The organism is Variovorax xiamenensis (genome assembly GCF_050916385.1).
Lineage (GTDB): Bacteria > Pseudomonadota > Gammaproteobacteria > Burkholderiales > Burkholderiaceae_C > Variovorax.
This window is the reverse complement of sequence record NZ_CP139038.1, coordinates 4,887,123-4,901,264: the sequence shown is the minus strand read 5'-3', so window position 1 is coordinate 4,901,264 and position 14,142 is coordinate 4,887,123. Positions and strand designations below refer to the sequence as shown.

The 14,142-nt window shown below is 68.7% G+C and carries 13 protein-coding genes and 2 pseudogenes; 7 read left to right on the top strand and 8 right to left on the bottom strand.

Annotated elements, in window-relative coordinates; genetic code table 11:
* Positions 1-56: 56 nt before the first annotated feature.
* The 4 genes and pseudogenes from SFB74_RS22455 to fhuF all read right to left on the bottom strand — a co-directional run bounded on the left by SFB74_RS22455 (position 57) and on the right by fhuF (position 4,256).
* Complete coding sequence (locus tag SFB74_RS22455; protein ID WP_432726495.1) at positions 57-1,367, bottom strand: lysine N(6)-hydroxylase/L-ornithine N(5)-oxygenase family protein; 1,311 nt, start codon at positions 1,365-1,367, stop codon at positions 57-59.
* Positions 1,354-1,899, bottom strand: a pseudogene (locus SFB74_RS22450) (GNAT family N-acetyltransferase); the annotation flags it as partial. The gene SFB74_RS22455 and the pseudogene SFB74_RS22450, both read right to left, overlap by 14 nt.
* Positions 1,900-2,484: 585 nt before the next feature.
* A pseudogene (locus SFB74_RS22445) lies at positions 2,485-3,426 on the bottom strand (alpha/beta hydrolase); the annotation flags it as partial.
* Positions 3,427-3,491: 65 nt separating this feature from the next.
* Positions 3,492-4,256 carry a siderophore-iron reductase FhuF gene (gene fhuF, locus SFB74_RS22440; protein ID WP_432726494.1) on the bottom strand — a complete coding sequence of 255 codons (765 nt, stop codon included), beginning with the start codon at positions 4,254-4,256 and terminating at the stop codon, positions 3,492-3,494.
* Between the two features lie 188 nt (positions 4,257-4,444).
* Here fhuF and SFB74_RS22435 point away from each other — a divergent pair, with 188 nt between their 5' ends.
* Genes SFB74_RS22435 through SFB74_RS22425 form a run of 3 tightly spaced genes read left to right on the top strand, consistent with a single transcriptional unit; the run spans position 4,445 to position 7,023 of the window.
* Positions 4,445-4,684 (top strand): hypothetical protein, encoded by a 240-nt coding sequence (locus tag SFB74_RS22435; RefSeq protein WP_432726493.1) that lies wholly within the window; start codon positions 4,445-4,447, stop codon positions 4,682-4,684.
* A 41-nt stretch (positions 4,685-4,725) separates the two neighbouring features.
* Positions 4,726-6,405, top strand: coding sequence for a cyclic peptide export ABC transporter (locus SFB74_RS22430; protein ID WP_432726492.1), 1,680 nt, complete (start codon positions 4,726-4,728; stop codon positions 6,403-6,405).
* A 51-nt stretch (positions 6,406-6,456) separates the two neighbouring features.
* A complete protein-coding gene (locus tag SFB74_RS22425) occupies positions 6,457-7,023 on the top strand; it encodes a Fur family transcriptional regulator (protein ID WP_432726490.1) in 567 nt (188 codons plus the stop codon).
* 11 nt (positions 7,024-7,034) lie between these two features.
* Here SFB74_RS22425 and SFB74_RS22420 read toward each other — a convergent pair whose 3' ends face one another.
* Together SFB74_RS22420 and SFB74_RS22415 are read right to left on the bottom strand one after the other, a co-directional pair.
* On the bottom strand, positions 7,035-8,471 hold the full coding sequence (locus tag SFB74_RS22420; protein WP_432726489.1) for an FAD-binding oxidoreductase: 1,437 nt from the start codon (positions 8,469-8,471) through the stop codon (positions 7,035-7,037).
* A complete protein-coding gene (locus SFB74_RS22415; protein WP_432726488.1) occupies positions 8,468-8,875 on the bottom strand; it encodes a DUF2069 domain-containing protein in 408 nt (135 codons plus the stop codon). The genes SFB74_RS22420 and SFB74_RS22415 overlap by 4 nt, the downstream gene beginning before the upstream one ends.
* Positions 8,876-8,910: 35 nt before the next feature.
* On the opposite strand from SFB74_RS22415, the gene SFB74_RS22410 reads away from it, so the two are divergent.
* Positions 8,911-10,122 carry a YihY family inner membrane protein gene (locus SFB74_RS22410; RefSeq protein ID WP_432726487.1) on the top strand — a complete coding sequence of 404 codons (1,212 nt, stop codon included), beginning with the start codon at positions 8,911-8,913 and terminating at the stop codon, positions 10,120-10,122.
* On the opposite strand, the gene SFB74_RS22405 is transcribed toward SFB74_RS22410, so the two are convergent.
* The gene (locus SFB74_RS22405; protein ID WP_432726486.1) at positions 10,119-10,457 is read right to left on the bottom strand and encodes an Mpo1-like protein; all 339 of its coding nucleotides are present in this window, start codon (positions 10,455-10,457) and stop codon (positions 10,119-10,121) included. The two genes, SFB74_RS22410 and SFB74_RS22405, sit on opposite strands and share 4 nt — an antisense overlap.
* 112 nt (positions 10,458-10,569) lie before the next feature.
* Here SFB74_RS22405 and SFB74_RS22400 point away from each other — a divergent pair, with 112 nt between their 5' ends.
* Together SFB74_RS22400 and SFB74_RS22395 are read left to right on the top strand one after the other, a co-directional pair.
* Positions 10,570-10,956, top strand: coding sequence for a thioredoxin family protein (locus SFB74_RS22400; RefSeq protein ID WP_432726485.1), 387 nt, complete (start codon positions 10,570-10,572; stop codon positions 10,954-10,956).
* 14 nt (positions 10,957-10,970) lie between these two features.
* A complete protein-coding gene (locus SFB74_RS22395) occupies positions 10,971-11,633 on the top strand; it encodes an NmrA family NAD(P)-binding protein (RefSeq protein ID WP_432726484.1) in 663 nt (220 codons plus the stop codon).
* On the opposite strand, the gene SFB74_RS22390 is transcribed toward SFB74_RS22395, so the two are convergent.
* Positions 11,617-12,585, bottom strand: a complete 969-nt coding sequence (locus tag SFB74_RS22390) for a LysR family transcriptional regulator (protein WP_432726483.1) — start codon at positions 12,583-12,585, stop codon at positions 11,617-11,619. The two genes, SFB74_RS22395 and SFB74_RS22390, sit on opposite strands and share 17 nt — an antisense overlap.
* 128 nt (positions 12,586-12,713) lie before the next feature.
* Between SFB74_RS22390 and SFB74_RS22385 the strand changes: the two genes are divergently transcribed.
* On the top strand, positions 12,714-14,141 hold the full coding sequence (locus SFB74_RS22385) for a M20 family metallopeptidase (protein WP_432726482.1): 1,428 nt from the start codon (positions 12,714-12,716) through the stop codon (positions 14,139-14,141).
* The last annotated feature ends 1 nt before the right edge of the window (position 14,142 follow it).

Sequence of the window (14,142 nt, the reverse complement as noted above, 5' to 3'; positions counted from 1 at the left end):
GGGGTTAATAAGAACTATTCTTATTAAGTGTATCACCGAGCTGCGTCTTTCCAGTGTCAGAGCACCGCGGTCGCGCGCGGCGCGCGTTCCGCGGCGGGTGCCTGCTGCACCGAACGCGGATTCGCATTCAGCAGCGCCTGGCCGATCTCGTCGGATCGGATCGCCGTGACCGACAGCAGCGTGTCGCTCAGCCCGTGGCTCGTCTCGCACGCACCCTGCAGGAAGATGCCCGGCTTGAGCTCAGGCGAGCCCTGCAGCCTGTAGTGCCGGTCGACGGCGAAGTCGCCCAGATACGGCGCGAGCGGATCGAGCAGCGTCCTGTGCGCATCGCGACCGTAGCCCGTGGCCAGGATCACCACGTCGTAGGCCTGGTTGCCGCGCTGCCCGCTGTTGAGATCGTGCAGCGACAGGTGGATGCCGTCCGCGCCAGCGCGCACCGCCGTCACCTCGTGGCGGCGCAGGAAGCTGTGGCGCGCCACGCCCGCCACGCGCTGGCGGTAGAACACGTTGAAGATCTGCTGGATCAGTTCCAGGTCGGGCGCCGCGTAGTTGGTGTGCCAGAACTCCTCCAGCAGTTCGGCGCGCTCGGGCCCGGAGCGGTTGAACACGAAGTCGGTGAAGTCGGCGTTGAAGATCTCGTTGACGAAGGGGCTGTCGTCCGAAGGCTTGATCGAACGCGCCCGCATGATCAGGTCGACCCCCGGCTTGTTCGGGTGGCTCTGCAGGTCCATGAAGATCTCCGCCGCGCTCTGGCCCGCGCCGACGATGGCGATGCGCTTCGCGTCGGGGTGCTTCGCTATCGCCTCCAGGTAGCTGCTCGAATGGAACACGCGCACATCGTCCCTGAAGGGCTGGAAGCGCGCAGGAATGTTCGGCACGCCGCCCACGCTCACCACCAGGTTGCGCGCCAGCCGCTCGCGCACCGTGCCGTCGGCTTCGCGCGAGCGCACGCGCAGCATCTGCACCTCGGTGCCGCGCATCTCCGGCACCACCTCGAACACGGCCTCCCCGTACGCGCAGCGGTCCTCGAACTGCGCCGCGGCCCAGCCCAGGTAGTCGTTGAACTCGTGGCGGCTCGGGAAGAAGGTCTTGAGGTTGACGAAGTCCTGCAGGCGCTGCTTCTCGTGCAGGTAGTTCAGGAAGGTGAAGCGGCTCGCCGGATTGCGCAGCGTCGCCAGGTCCTTGATGAAGGAGATCTGCATGTGCGCGTTGTCCAGCAGCATGTTCTTGTGCCAGACGAAGCCCGGCTGCTTCTCGATGAACAGCGCGTCCACGAACTGGCCGTGGTGGCGCTTCTCGTCGAGGGCGATCGCCAGGGCGATGTTGGACGGGCCGAAGCCGACGCCGATCAGGTCATGGATTTGCATATGAGGTGTCCTCGGTGGGAAGTTCGGCGCGCTCGGCCGAAGTTGGCGAAATGGGGGACTCCCCTCGGGGAATCCAGAGAGCCTCGCCGAAGAAGCGTTCGCGCAGCAGCATGCCCAGCATGGCCCGCTTGTGCGGAAAGTCGAACTCCTTCACGTGCGCATAGCCGCAGCGGCCCAGGCTCTTGATCATCTTGTGGTTGTCCGCGCGCGGCTCGATCACGATGCGCTGCGTGCGGCAGTCGTCGAGAAAGAGGTAGTGCGAAACCGACGGCATCCATGCCGTGAGAAACGGCTTGCCGCGAAAGCGCGCCTCGCCGATCAGCGCGTGCCAGCCTCGGTCATGGTCGCCCGCGTCGTAGAAGGGCGCGATGCGGTCTTCCTTGGCCCAGTACACCTCGAAGTAGCCGAAGGCCTCGCCGTCGAGCCGGCCGATCAGCCCCGTCACGCGCGGATCGGCCGCAATGGCGTCGAGATACGCACGGTGCTTCGCGAGGTCGCCCTGTTCCTCCCAGAAGTGCGCGACCACAGGGTCGTTCATCCAGCGGTTGAAGGCGGGAAGGTCGCGCTCGATGTCCACGGTGTCGAGCGTCAGCGTCTGCGACAGCCACGGAATGTGGCGCTGGTAGACCGTACCCGCAGGCTTGGCCGGCCGCAGCGGATGGCGCTTGCCCTGGCTCATCACGAGGCGCTGCGCAAAAGGCTCGCGCGGATTGCGCTGCCACACGCGTGGCAACTGCCAGAAGGTTTCGCGCAACACGTTCGGCAGTTGGCCGTTGGAAAGGCCGACTGCGCCGCCGTCCACCAGGCGCGCGATGCTCGATTGCGGCACCTGCAAGGCCAGCGTCTTGCACTCCGGATGTCGAACGAAGGCGGCTTCGATGGCCGCCAGCAGATGAGTCTCCTCCAGCGCCGCGCCGTCGTCCTGCGGCCATTCCAGACGCAACGTGCCGGCCTGCTCGCGCAAGGCCCAGCGGGTGGCGCGCTCGTTGCCGCCCTGCGGACCGACCGTGAGCTTCGTCGCGTCGAGCCGCACTTCGAGCGGATGGCCGTCGGGGTGCGCATGGAACACCCATGCGCCGATCGCCGAGGGTGCCGGTGCTGTCGCCCCTGCCGGCCGCTGGAAAGCCTCGGCCAGCACCCGTGCGAGCGAGGAGCGCAGCGCGTCCGTTTCCTCCACCACCTGGCTCAGCCGCGCGAAGTCGTGGACCATGCCTTCATGCACGGCCAGGTGCGTACGCACGCCGGCCTCTTGCAGGCGTGCGGCGTAGGCCTTGCCTTCGTCCACCAGCGGGTCGTACTCCGCCAGCACGATGTGCACGGGCGCGAGGCCCGAGAGATCTTTCGCGGCGAGCGGTGCGAAGCGCCAGTCGTGGCGGTCGTCCTCGCTGCGCAGGTAGTGGCCGAACATCCATTGCAGCGTGCGCTGCTCGAGCAGGTGCCCCTTCGCGTAGCGCCGGTGCGAATCGCTGTCCTGCCGGATGCTGGTGCAGGGATACAGCAGCAACTGCAGCAGCGGCTGCGGGCGACCGGCGTCGCGCGCGGCGAGCGCCAGCGTCGTGGCCAGCGTGCCGCCGACGCTGTCGCCGCCGAAGGCGACGCGCGCGGTGTCCAGGCCATGCTCGCTGCCGTGTGCCGCGAGCCACAGGGCGGCGTCTTCGGCGTCGTGGAAGGCGGTCGGGAACTTGTGCTCCGGCGCGAGGCGGTAGTCGACCGCGAGCACCGCGCACGCCGCGCGTTGCGCCAGCGCGCGGCACAGCGCATCGTGAGAGTCCAGCCCGCCGACAACGTAGCCGCCGCCGTGAAAGTAGAGCAGCGCAGGCAGCGGCGCGGACGTGGAAGCGCCCCGGTACAGCCGGGCGCGAAGCGATGCGCCGTCGCGTGCCGGAAAGACGATGTCCTCGACGGGAAGATCGGGGCCGACGCCGTCCAGCGCCAGTGTCGACTGGTCGTAGCTGGCGCGCGCCTGCGCGGGCGACATGTCGCACATCGGCGGGCGTCCATCCTCCTCGGCGATGGCGGCCAGTTCGAGAAAAGCTTCTAGGTCGGGATGCAGTGGCATGGGAGTCGCAGTTGCATCCGTGAATGGATGCTTATCCGCAAAAGACGCGCGGCACGGCTGTTTGTTTAGGCCGGCGCCCGCGCCTTGCGGAACTCCGGTGCCAGCGGGCACACGCCGCAGTAGCCTTCCTCGGGCAGCAGGTAGTAGAGGCAGCACTGCCGGTGCAGCGTGACCGAAGCCGGCGTGCCGGACTGCATCCGCACCACCTTGCGCTGCATCGTGAACATCGGGTTGTCGGCGCAGCCCCAGCGCGGCTGGTGCAGCAGGTGGTCCAGGTCCTTCGCGACGGACGGCGCGTGGCCGCTCAGCAGCAGGCCCTGCTCGAGCACGGGCTGAAGGTAGCGCGCGGCATTGCCCCAGAGGATCTTCGGCGCGATGCGCGTCAGCCGGGTCAGCTGCGCGAAGAGCGGGGCGAGATGCTCGAACAGCAGCGCCGCGTAGCGCACGGCGGTGTCGGTGCCCGGCCGTGCATGGCCCTTGTGCGTGATGTGAAAGCGCCGCGGCACGGCGCTGTCGTCGTCGTCGAAGCTGATCCACACCTGCGAGGGCGCCATCGGAAACTCGTGCTGCAGCAGGCTGGCCGCGGCGGCCACCGGGGGCAGCAAGGCATCGAGGTAATGCATGCTCCATGCAGATGCTGCCGGGCGCAGGTCGGACCCGCGAACGCGGCGGTGGCGGGCGTGCCGCTGCAGCAGCGAGCCAAGAAGCTCCGGCCTGGCGATCAGCTCGGCCACCCGCACGGCGCCCGCGGGCGGCTGCGGCGCGCAGGCCAGCGTTTCGCCATAGGCCGCCCATTCGCCACGGAAGATCGGCGCCAGCAGGGGAATCATCGAAAGAAAAGACCGGGCGCGGCCGCGCAAGTCGTCGTGCTCATCCAACAGGAGACGGATGAGCCGCCCGAAGGTTTAGTGCGGCGCAATAGTTCACGAAATTGCGACGCGGAGATGACACGCGCTAAACATCCGCCGGCGGGTCGCGTCTATCCACGCATCCACAGCAGTCCATGCCTCCAGATGCGATGAACTCCCGACACCACGTTCCTTCCGATCCGGCTTTCAGCGAGGCCTGGCGGCTCTTTCGCGAGCTGCACGACGCGCCGTCGCTCCAGAGCGCGGAGAAGCTGGTCGTGTGGCTGGGGCGCGATGCCCGGCATGTGCGCGCGCTCGACGAGGCCCTGACCCTGTGGGCGCTGGCCGGCGCGGCGATGGTCGGGTCCGCGCCCGGCGACGAGTCGTGCCAGGAGCCGACGCTGCAATAGCCGGTCGCTAAACATTCCGGCCGCCGCAGCGTCATACCGGCATGCAAACCCAACCCGCCAGCGCCAAGGCAACCGATCTGCTGAAGCTGCTGAAACCCTTCGCTCCCTGGATCCTGCTGTCGGCCGTCACCGGCATCGCGGCCGGCGCCGCCACCGTGTCGCTGCTGGCGACCATCAACGAAGTGCTGAGCCGGCCCGGCGGCATGGCCGGCGGCCTGCTGCTGACCTTCATCGCGCTGTGCGTGGTGGCGCTGGTGGGCCGCGCGCTCTCGGACATGTCGAACAACGTCGTGGGCCAGCGCCTGGTGGCGCAGGTGCGCAAAGACCTGGCCATGCGGATCCTCGCGGCGCCCATCGATGCGCTGGAGCGCTACCGCATGCACCGCCTGATGCCCGTTCTCACGCAGGACGTGGACATGATCAGCGACGTGGCCTTCATGCTGGCCGCCACCATGATCTCGCTGGCCATCGCACTGGGCTGCCTCGGCTACCTCGCGTGGCTCTCTCCGGCGCTCTTCGGCCTGCTGGTGGTGGCGATGCTGATCGGCGTTGCCATCCAGAGCTGGGCGCACGGGCGCGGCATCGCGGGCTTCTTCCAGTCGCGCGAGAAGGAAGAACTGCTGCACAAGGCCTACCGCGGCATCAGCGAGGGCGCCAAGGAGCTGCGCATGCACCGCGCGCGCCGCGCCAGGGTGTACGAGGGCCAGATCGCCCGGACCGTCGACGCCATCCGCGACATCAACCACCGCGCGATCAACACCTTCGTGCTCGCCACCTCCTTCGGCTCGGCGCTGTTCTTTTTGCTGATCGCGCTGATCCTCGGCTGGGCCGCGTGGCGTACGACCGACCCGGTGGTGCTCAGCGGCTTCGTGCTGGTGCTGCTGTTCATAAAGGGGCCCATCGACCAGATCGTGGGCGCGCTGCCGCACCTGGGCCGCGCCAAGGTGGCTTTCGGACGCATCGCCGACCTGTCGGCGCGCTTCGCCACGCCGGAGCCGCACCTGCATCTCGATTCGCCGCCCACCTCGCCGCCGCTGCGCGACGCCATCGAGCTGCGCGGCGTGCGCTACGCATTCGACGCGCCCGAGGGCAGCGAGCCGTTTGTGCTGGGGCCGGTCGACCTCCAGATCGGCCGCAGCGAGATCGTCTTCGTCGTCGGCGACAACGGCTCGGGCAAGACCACGCTCATCAAGCTGCTGCTGGGCCTGTACGCGCCGCAGCAGGGCGAGGTCGTGCTCGACGGCAAGCCCGTCACGCCCGAGACGCGCGACGACTACCGCCAGCTGTTCACCACTGTGTTCTCCGACTTCTACCTGTTCGAGGACCTGGTCGCGGGCGAGGAGGGCGGCCACCAGGCTTTGCCCGAGACCGCGCTGCCCTACCTGCAGCGGCTGGAGATCGCGCACAAGGTCTCGGTGAAGGACGGCGCCTTCAGCACCACCGACCTTTCCACGGGCCAGCGCAAGCGGCTCGCGCTGGTGCACGCCTACCTCGAAGGCCGGCCGGTGCTGGTGTTCGACGAGTGGGCCGCCGACCAGGACCCGGCCTTCCGCCATCTCTTCTACACCGAGCTGCTGCCCGAGCTGCGCGCCAAGGGGCACTCGCTGGTCGTCATCTCGCACGACGACCGCTACTTCCACGTGGCCGACCGCATCGTGCACATGAAGGCGGGGCGCGTCGCGCAGGTCACGGCCACGCCGGCGCAGGGCCTCGCTGCCTGATCGCGGACGCCAGCCGAACAAGCACGCAACAAGGCAGGAGCGGACGAGCCGGTGGCAGTTTCAGCAGCAATGCAGTACGCGGCGGCGCCCGCGAGCGAGAGCTTCTCGGTACAGCTGCGCAGCATGGGCATACGGCCCACGGTCATTCGACTCTGCGTGCTGCAGACGCTGGCCGAGAGCGGCTCCGAGTGGCTGGGCGGCGAGGAAGTGTTCCGGCGCATGCTCGCGCGCGGCACAGCCACTGGCCTGGCGAGCGTCTACCGCGTGATCAAGGAGCTGGAGAAGGCCGACCTGATCCAGCGCGAATGGGAGCGCAGCCTGGGCGGCGTGCGCGCCGTGCACCGGCTGCGGCGGCCCCAGGCCACGGAAGGCACGGTCCGGCTGAGCTGCGGCGGCTGCAATGCCAGCGTGGAGGTGATCGACGAGGCGCTGCACCGGGGCCTGATGCGCGCCGCGCAGGCGCATGGCCTGAGCGCCGGTGGGCCGGTCACGGTGCATCTGGGTTGCATGAAGTCGGACTGCGCGCGCTGCGACGACGCACTGCCGGCCGCGACCAGCATGCAGAGGGAGAGGGCGGACGCGGCGCGGGCCGCATCCGTCAAGCTCCACGTCCGATAGGCCAGGTCAGGCTAGACCCGGATCACGCGTCCGGGGTTCAGGATGTTCTTGGGGTCGAGCCCGCGCTTGATCGCCCGCATCATCTCCAGCGCCACCGGCGATTTGTGCTTTTCGAGCTTGTCGACCTTGAGCGAGCCCACACCATGCTCGGCGGAGAACGAGCCGCCGAACTTCTCCACCGCGTCGTACACCAACGTGTTGATGCGCTCTTCCTCGTTCTTCAGGAAGGCCTTGGTATCGACGTTCTCCGGCGCCTGAACGTTGTAGTGCAGGTTGCCGTCGCCCAGGTGGCCGAAGTTGACCAGCCGCACGCCGGCGATCTCGCGCGCCAGCAGCGCGTCGGTTTCCTGCACGAAGGCCGGGATGCGCGAGACGGGAATCGAGATGTCGTGCTTGATGTTCAGGCCTTCCTCGGCCTGTGCGAGCGGAATGCTTTCGCGGATGTGCCACAGCTGGTGCGCCTGCGTGAGGTTCTCGGCCACCACGGCGTCGGTCACGCAGCCGTCCTCGAAGGCGGTTTCGAGCAGCGCCTCGAAGCGCGCGCGGGCATGGTCTTCAGACTCGCTGTCGGAGTTCTCCAGCAGCACGCAGTAGGGGACGGCATCGTCGCCGATGAAGGGCACGCGCAGCTGGGGCATGTGCTTGTCGACCAGGCTGAGAGCGAACTTGCCCATCACCTCGAAGCCTGTGAGCCCCGGGCCCAGGTGCTTGTGCGCGAGGCCCAGCAGCGTCACCGCATGGTCGAGCGAAGGCACCGCGGCCCAGGCCGTGAGCTGCGCGGCGGGCAGCGGGTAGAGCTTCATGGTCGCGGCGGTGATGATGCCCAGCGTGCCCTCGCTGCCCACAAAGAGGTCGCGCAGGTCGTAGCCGGTGTTGTCCTTGCGCAGGCCGCTGGTGCCTTCCCAGATCTCGCCCTGCGGCGTGACCACCTCGAGGCCCAGGCACAGCTCGCGCGTGTTGCCGTAGCGCACGACCTGCGTGCCGCCCGCGTTGGTGGCCAGGTTGCCGCCGATGGTGCAGCTGCCCTCGGCCGCGAGGCTCAGCGGGAACAGGTAGCCCTGCTTCTCGGCGGTTTCCTGCAGGGTCTGCAGGATGCAGCCGGCTTCGACCGTCATCGTGAGGTTGGCGGCGTCGATGGTGCGGATCGCGTTCAGCCGCTGCAGGCTCAGAACCACCTGCGTACCGCTGTCGTCCGGAATGGAGCCGACCGCGAGGCCGGTGTTGCCGCCCTGCGGAATCACCGCCGTGCCTGCCGCGGCGCAGGCCTTGACCACGTCGGCCACCTGCTGCGTGTTGGCCGGCCGCACCACGGCCAGCGACTTGCCGCGCGAGCGCTTGCGCCAGTCCTGCTCGTAGGCGGTGAGGTCGCCCTCGTTGAGCACATGCGAGGCGCCGACGATGGCGCGCAGTTGTTCGATCAGGGAAGAAGCAGAAGCGGCAGTGGTCATTGGGCGGAAGCCTCCAGTTGGCGGGCAGCGTTCTTGGCGTGGCGCAGGCGAAGCCGCACGTGCCAGGCGCAGGCGGCGAAGAGCACGAGGCACAGCAGCACCTCGATCAGCGCGAGCACCTGGCCCGTGCCGTTGGTGTCGCTCCAGGCGCGCACCACGCCCTCGGTGAAATAGAGCCAGATCATCAGGCTGACCCAGCGGTAGGTGTACATGCGGTTCTTCCAGAGCCCCGCCAGTGGAATGACCAGCGGCAGCACCTTCAGCGCCATCAGCGAGCCGCCCGGGCGCAAGGGCGCCAGCCAGAGTTCCCAGGCCAGGCCCAGCACGATGAGTCCGACGAGGCTGCCCACGGCGGCCCAGCGGGTGGCGCGAACGGAAGATGGAGGAAGCGGGGTGTCGGACACGGTAGGCGGCGGGCGCTGCGAAAAGGGCGGATGGCATGATACCGGCCATGAATCGACGGCAGCTCTGGAGGGATCTTTCGCGCTTTCCGTGGCGCAACACTGCGGCGGTGCTCGGCGAGCGCTTCCGCGAGGACCGGCTCGGCCTCACGGCCAGCAGCCTGACCTTCACTACCACCATCGCGATGGTGCCCTTCTTCACGGTGGCGCTGGCCCTCTTCACCGTGTTCCCTATGTTCGCGAAGATGCAGGGCCGCCTGCAGCGCTGGCTCATCGAGAGCCTGATTCCCGACAACATCGCGCGACAGGTGCTGGGCTACCTGAACCAGTTCGCGAGCAAGGCCAGCGGGCTGGGCATCGCGGGCCTGATCGTGCTGCTGATCACCGCCATCGCGCTGATCCTCACCATCGACAAGACGCTCAATAACATCTGGCGCGTGCGCTCCCCGCGGCCGTTCGCGCAGCGGGTGCTGATCTACTGGGCCGCCATCACGCTGGGGCCGATCATCCTCGCGGTGAGCCTTTCCACCACCTCGTACGTGGTCTCGGCCACCAGCGACGTGGTGGGGCGCGGCATGGTGAAGCTGTTCTTCGACACCTTCGAGTTCGCATTGCTGGCGGTCGGCATGGCGTCGCTCTACCACTACGTGCCCAACACCAACGTGCGCTGGTCGCATGCGTGGGCCGGAGGCATCTTCGTGGCGGCGGCCATCGAGATCGCCAAGCGCGTGCTGGGCTACTACCTGAGCCTGGTGCCGACCTACTCGGTGCTGTACGGCGCCTTCGCCACAGTGCCTATTCTTCTGGTGTGGATCTACGTGGCCTGGGTGATCGTGCTGCTCGGCGCGGTCATCGCGGCCTACCTGCCCAGCCTGCTGACGGGCGTCGCGCGGCGTGGCGGCACGGCCGGCTGGCCCATGCAGCTGGCCATGGAGGCGCTGCAGCACCTGGCTCGTGCGCAGGCCACGCCGGCCAAGGGCATGGGCGCGACCGAACTGGTGACGCGCATGCGCGTCGATGCGCTGCAGCTCGCGCCGGTGCTCGAGACGCTGGTGGCGCTCGACTGGATCGCGCCGCTGGCGGAAGAGCCCGCCAACGAGGACCCGCGCTACGTGCTGCTCGCCGACCCATCGACGCCCATCGAGCCGTTGCTGAAGGAACTGCTGATGCCGCAGGCCGAGCCGCTTGAGGATCTGTGGCAGAAGGGGCCGCTGCGCTCGCTGAGGCTTGGCGACGTGCTCCTGATCTAGATCTTTACCCTGCCGAGCCAGATATCCCGGTACATCGCCCAGTCGCCCATGAAGGAATAGAGCGGCCGCTTGAACGAGGCCGGCTTGTTCTTCTCGAACCCGAAGTGCCCGACCCAGGCGAAGCCGTAGCCGGCCACCAGCCCGGCCAGCAGCCACAGCGGGTTGAGCGTGGCCACCAGCGCCACCAGGCACAGCAGCGAGATCGTCGAGCCCGCGAAGTGCAGCCGCCTGCAGGTGATGTTGGCGTGCTCGGTCAGGTAGAAGGGATAGAACTCCGCAAAGCTCTTGAATTGGCGCGGATCGACGGCAGATCCCGAGGCAGTCGTGGTGTTCATCCAGGGTCTCCTGTATCCCCCGGATCTCGTGGAATGGGGGCTTTGTCCATAATAGCCACGACCTTCCGGCCGCACCATCCGGCCTTCCGATCACACCACTGACGCATCAGCCTTGAGCGCCCTACCCAGCACCCCCGAATCCGTCGATCCGGCCGGCAGCGATGCGCCGTGGGTCGTCTGCCTTTGCGCCGAATGGTGCGGCACCTGCCGCGACTACCGGCCGTTGCTCGAAGAAGTGGCTCGCGCGCACCCGCAGTTCCGCTTCGCCTGGGTCGACATCGAGGACCATGCCGACATCGCTGACGCCTTCGACGTGGAGACCTTCCCGACCCTCCTGGTCGCGGGCGCCGACGGCACGCGCTTCCTGGGCCCACTGCTGCCGCACGCTGAAACGCTCTCGCGCATGCTTTCTGCATTGCAACCGCCGCAGCCCTCGAGCCTCGACGTCGACCTGCTGCTGGCCGTGCTGAACAAGAAGCCCGCCGTCTTCACGGTCTGACCGGAGCCCCTCCCATGAAAGTCCTGATCTTCGGCGCCACCGGCATGGTGGGGCAGGGCGTGCTGCGCGAGTGCCTGCTGGCGCCCGACGTGGAAAGCGTCGTCGCGGTCGGCCGCAATCCCACGGGGCAACAGAACCCGAAGCTGCGCGACCTGGTCCACAAGGACATGTACGACTACGGCGCCATCGAATCGCAGCTGCAGGGCTTCGACGCCTGCTTCTTCTGCCTCGGCGTGTCGTCGGTGGGCATGAAGGAGCCCGAGTACAAGCGCATCACCTACGACCTGACGCTGGCCGCCGCCACCGTGCTCGCGCGGCTCAACCCGGGCATGACCTTCACCTACGTGACGGGCGCGGGCACCGACAGCAGCGAGCGCGGCAGCAGCATGTGGGCGCGCGTGAAAGGCGCCACCGAGAACGCTTTGCTGCGCCTGCCGTTCAAGGCCGCCTACATGTTCCGCCCCGGCATGATCCAGCCGCTGCACGGCATCCGCTCGAAGACGCCGCTGTACGACGCGGCCATCGTCGTGCTCAGGCCCGTGCTCGGGCTGGCCTTCCGCCTCTGGCCGAACCGGGTGACGACCACCGAGAAGGTGGGCCGCGCGATGCTGGCCGTGGCGCGTAACGGCGCGGCCAAGCCGATCCTCGATCCGGCGGACATCAACGCCCTGGGCTGATCTCTTTCTTCGTTGCGCCGGAAGCCTGCGCGCGCCCCAGCTTGCGCCGGCCCGCGCTGGCGATCGCTGTGACCAGGTGCCGCACGAAGTCCTGCGCCAGCGGCGGCAGCGTGCGGCCTTCGAGCGCCAGCACCTGCAGTTGCCGCTGCTGCAGCGGCGCTTCCGCGAAAGGCCGTGCCACCACCGTGCCCGCGTCGATCAGGTGCATCACCGTGAGCAGGCCCGACAGCATCACGTCGGGCGTGCGCAGCAACGGTAGAAGCACCGACGAGAAGTTGCTCACGAAGAGCGCGTGGTACTGCAGCCCCTGCAGGCTGCAGGCCTGGTCGAAGAGCTGGCGCGCGGTCACGCCCTTGTCGCCCACGGCCAGCGGGTAGCGCACCGCGTCGGCCACCGACACCACGCGCTGGCGCGCGAGCGGATGGTCGGGCCGCAGCACCGCATACACCGGCGCGGTGGCCGAGTGCTCGATCTTCAGGCCCGGCTCGGGCGCGACCACGTACTTGAGCGCGATGTCGGTCTCGCCGCGCGCCAGCAGCGCGCTCACGCCATCGGGCGAGCCCACGTGCAGCTCGAGCTGGCAGCCCGGGTTCGTCGACTCGAAGCTGCGCATCACCAGCGGCATGAAGTGCCCCGCGAAGCCTTCGGTGCAGGCCATGCGGATGCGTCGCGCGCTCTGTCCGCCGAGGTCGCGCACCTGCTCCACCACTTGCTCGATGTCGAGCTGTGCATTGCGCAGGTGCGCCGCCAGCCGCTCGCCGGCAGCGGTGAGCGCCATGCCGCGCGCGTGTCGCTCGAAGAGAGGCGTGCCCAGGCTGTCCTCAAGCTTGGCAATCTGCCGGCTCACCGCCGACGAGGCTACGAACAGCCGGGCCGCAGCCTGGTTGACCGAGCCGCTGCGCGCCACTTCGAGGAAGTGCCGCATCGGGATGCTGAGGAGCGGTAGCGTCATGGCGGAGGGCGAAGCGTCTGGAGTATTGCCTTCAAGGCAATGGTAGCTTGCCAAAACGATGCTGGAAGCATCGGCCCGCAGGCCTTGTACTTGCTCTCCCGACGGACAGAAAGACAAGGAACCCCTTCATGCAACGCACGGACAGCCTCGCCGCTGCAGCCGCCTACTTCGACGCAGGCGGCTTCTTCTCCGACCTCCAGCGCCGCGTCGCCTTCCGCACCGAGAGCGACACCGGTGCCGCCACGCCCGCGCTGGAGGCCTACCTGAGCGAGGAAATGATCCCGCCGCTCGCGGCGCTCGGCTTCGCCTGCGAGGTGATCGCCAACCCGGTGCCCGGCGGCGGCCCCTTCCTCATCGCGCGCCGCATCGAAGACCCGTCCCTGCCCACCGTGATGACCTACGGCCACGGCGACGTGGTCAGCGGGCAGGACGCGCAGTGGCAGGAAGGCCTCGCCCCCTGGGCGCTGACCGTGCGCGGCGAGCGCTGGTACGGGCGCGGCACGGCCGACAACAAGGGCCAGCACAGCATCAACATCGGTGGCCTCGCGGCGGTGCTGGAGGCGCGCGGCGGGCGGCTTGGCTACAACGTGACATGGCTCGTCGAGATGGGTGAGGAGGCTGCCTCGCCCGGCCTGCACGCGGTGTGCGCGCAGCAGCGCGACAAGCTGCGCGCCGACCTGTTCATCGCCAGCGACGGCCCGCGCGTGAGCGCGGCGCGGCCCACGCTGTTTCTCGGCTCGCGCGGCGCGGTCAACTTCAGCCTGCGGCTGCGCGCCCGGCCGCGTGGCTATCACTCGGGCAACTGGGGCGGCGTGCTGGTCAACCCGGGCACGGTCGTCAGCCATGCGGTGGCCTCGCTGGTGGATGCGCGCGGGCGCATCCTCGTCGAGGCCCTGCGGCCTCCACCGGTCACGCAGGCTGTGCGCGATGCGCTGGCCGGCATCGCCATCGGCGGCGGCGCGGACGATCCCGAGCTCGACGAGGGCTGGGGCGAGCCCGGCCTGAGCGCGGCCGAGCGGCTGGTGGCCTGGAACACCATCGAGGTGCTGGCGCTCGGCGCGGGCTCGCCGCAGCGGCCCGTCAACGCGATTCCCTCGGAGGCCGTGGCGCATTGCCAGCTGCGCTTCGTGGTCGGCACGCCGTGGCAGGACCTGGAGAAGATCGTGCGCGGGCATCTCGACGCGCATGGTTTCGAGCAGGTCGAGGTGCAGGTCACGCTGACCGGCGCCGCGACGCGGCTCGACGTCGAGAACCCCTGGGTGGGCTGGGCGCGCCGGTCCATCGAACAGAGCAGTGGCCAGCGCCTGGACCTGCTGCCCAACCTCGCCGGCTCGCTGCCCAACGACGTCTTCGCCGACCTGCTGGGGCTGCCTACGCTGTGGGTGCCGCATTCGTATCCCGCCTGCGCGCAGCACGCACCCAATGAGCACCTGCTCGCGCCGCTGGCGCGCGAGGGCCTGCAGATCATGGCCGGCCTTTACTGGGACCTGGGTGAGCCGGGCCTCGCGCCGTGGGCTGCCGGACGTCTGCCGCAATCCGTTTCCTCCCTTTCCTGAC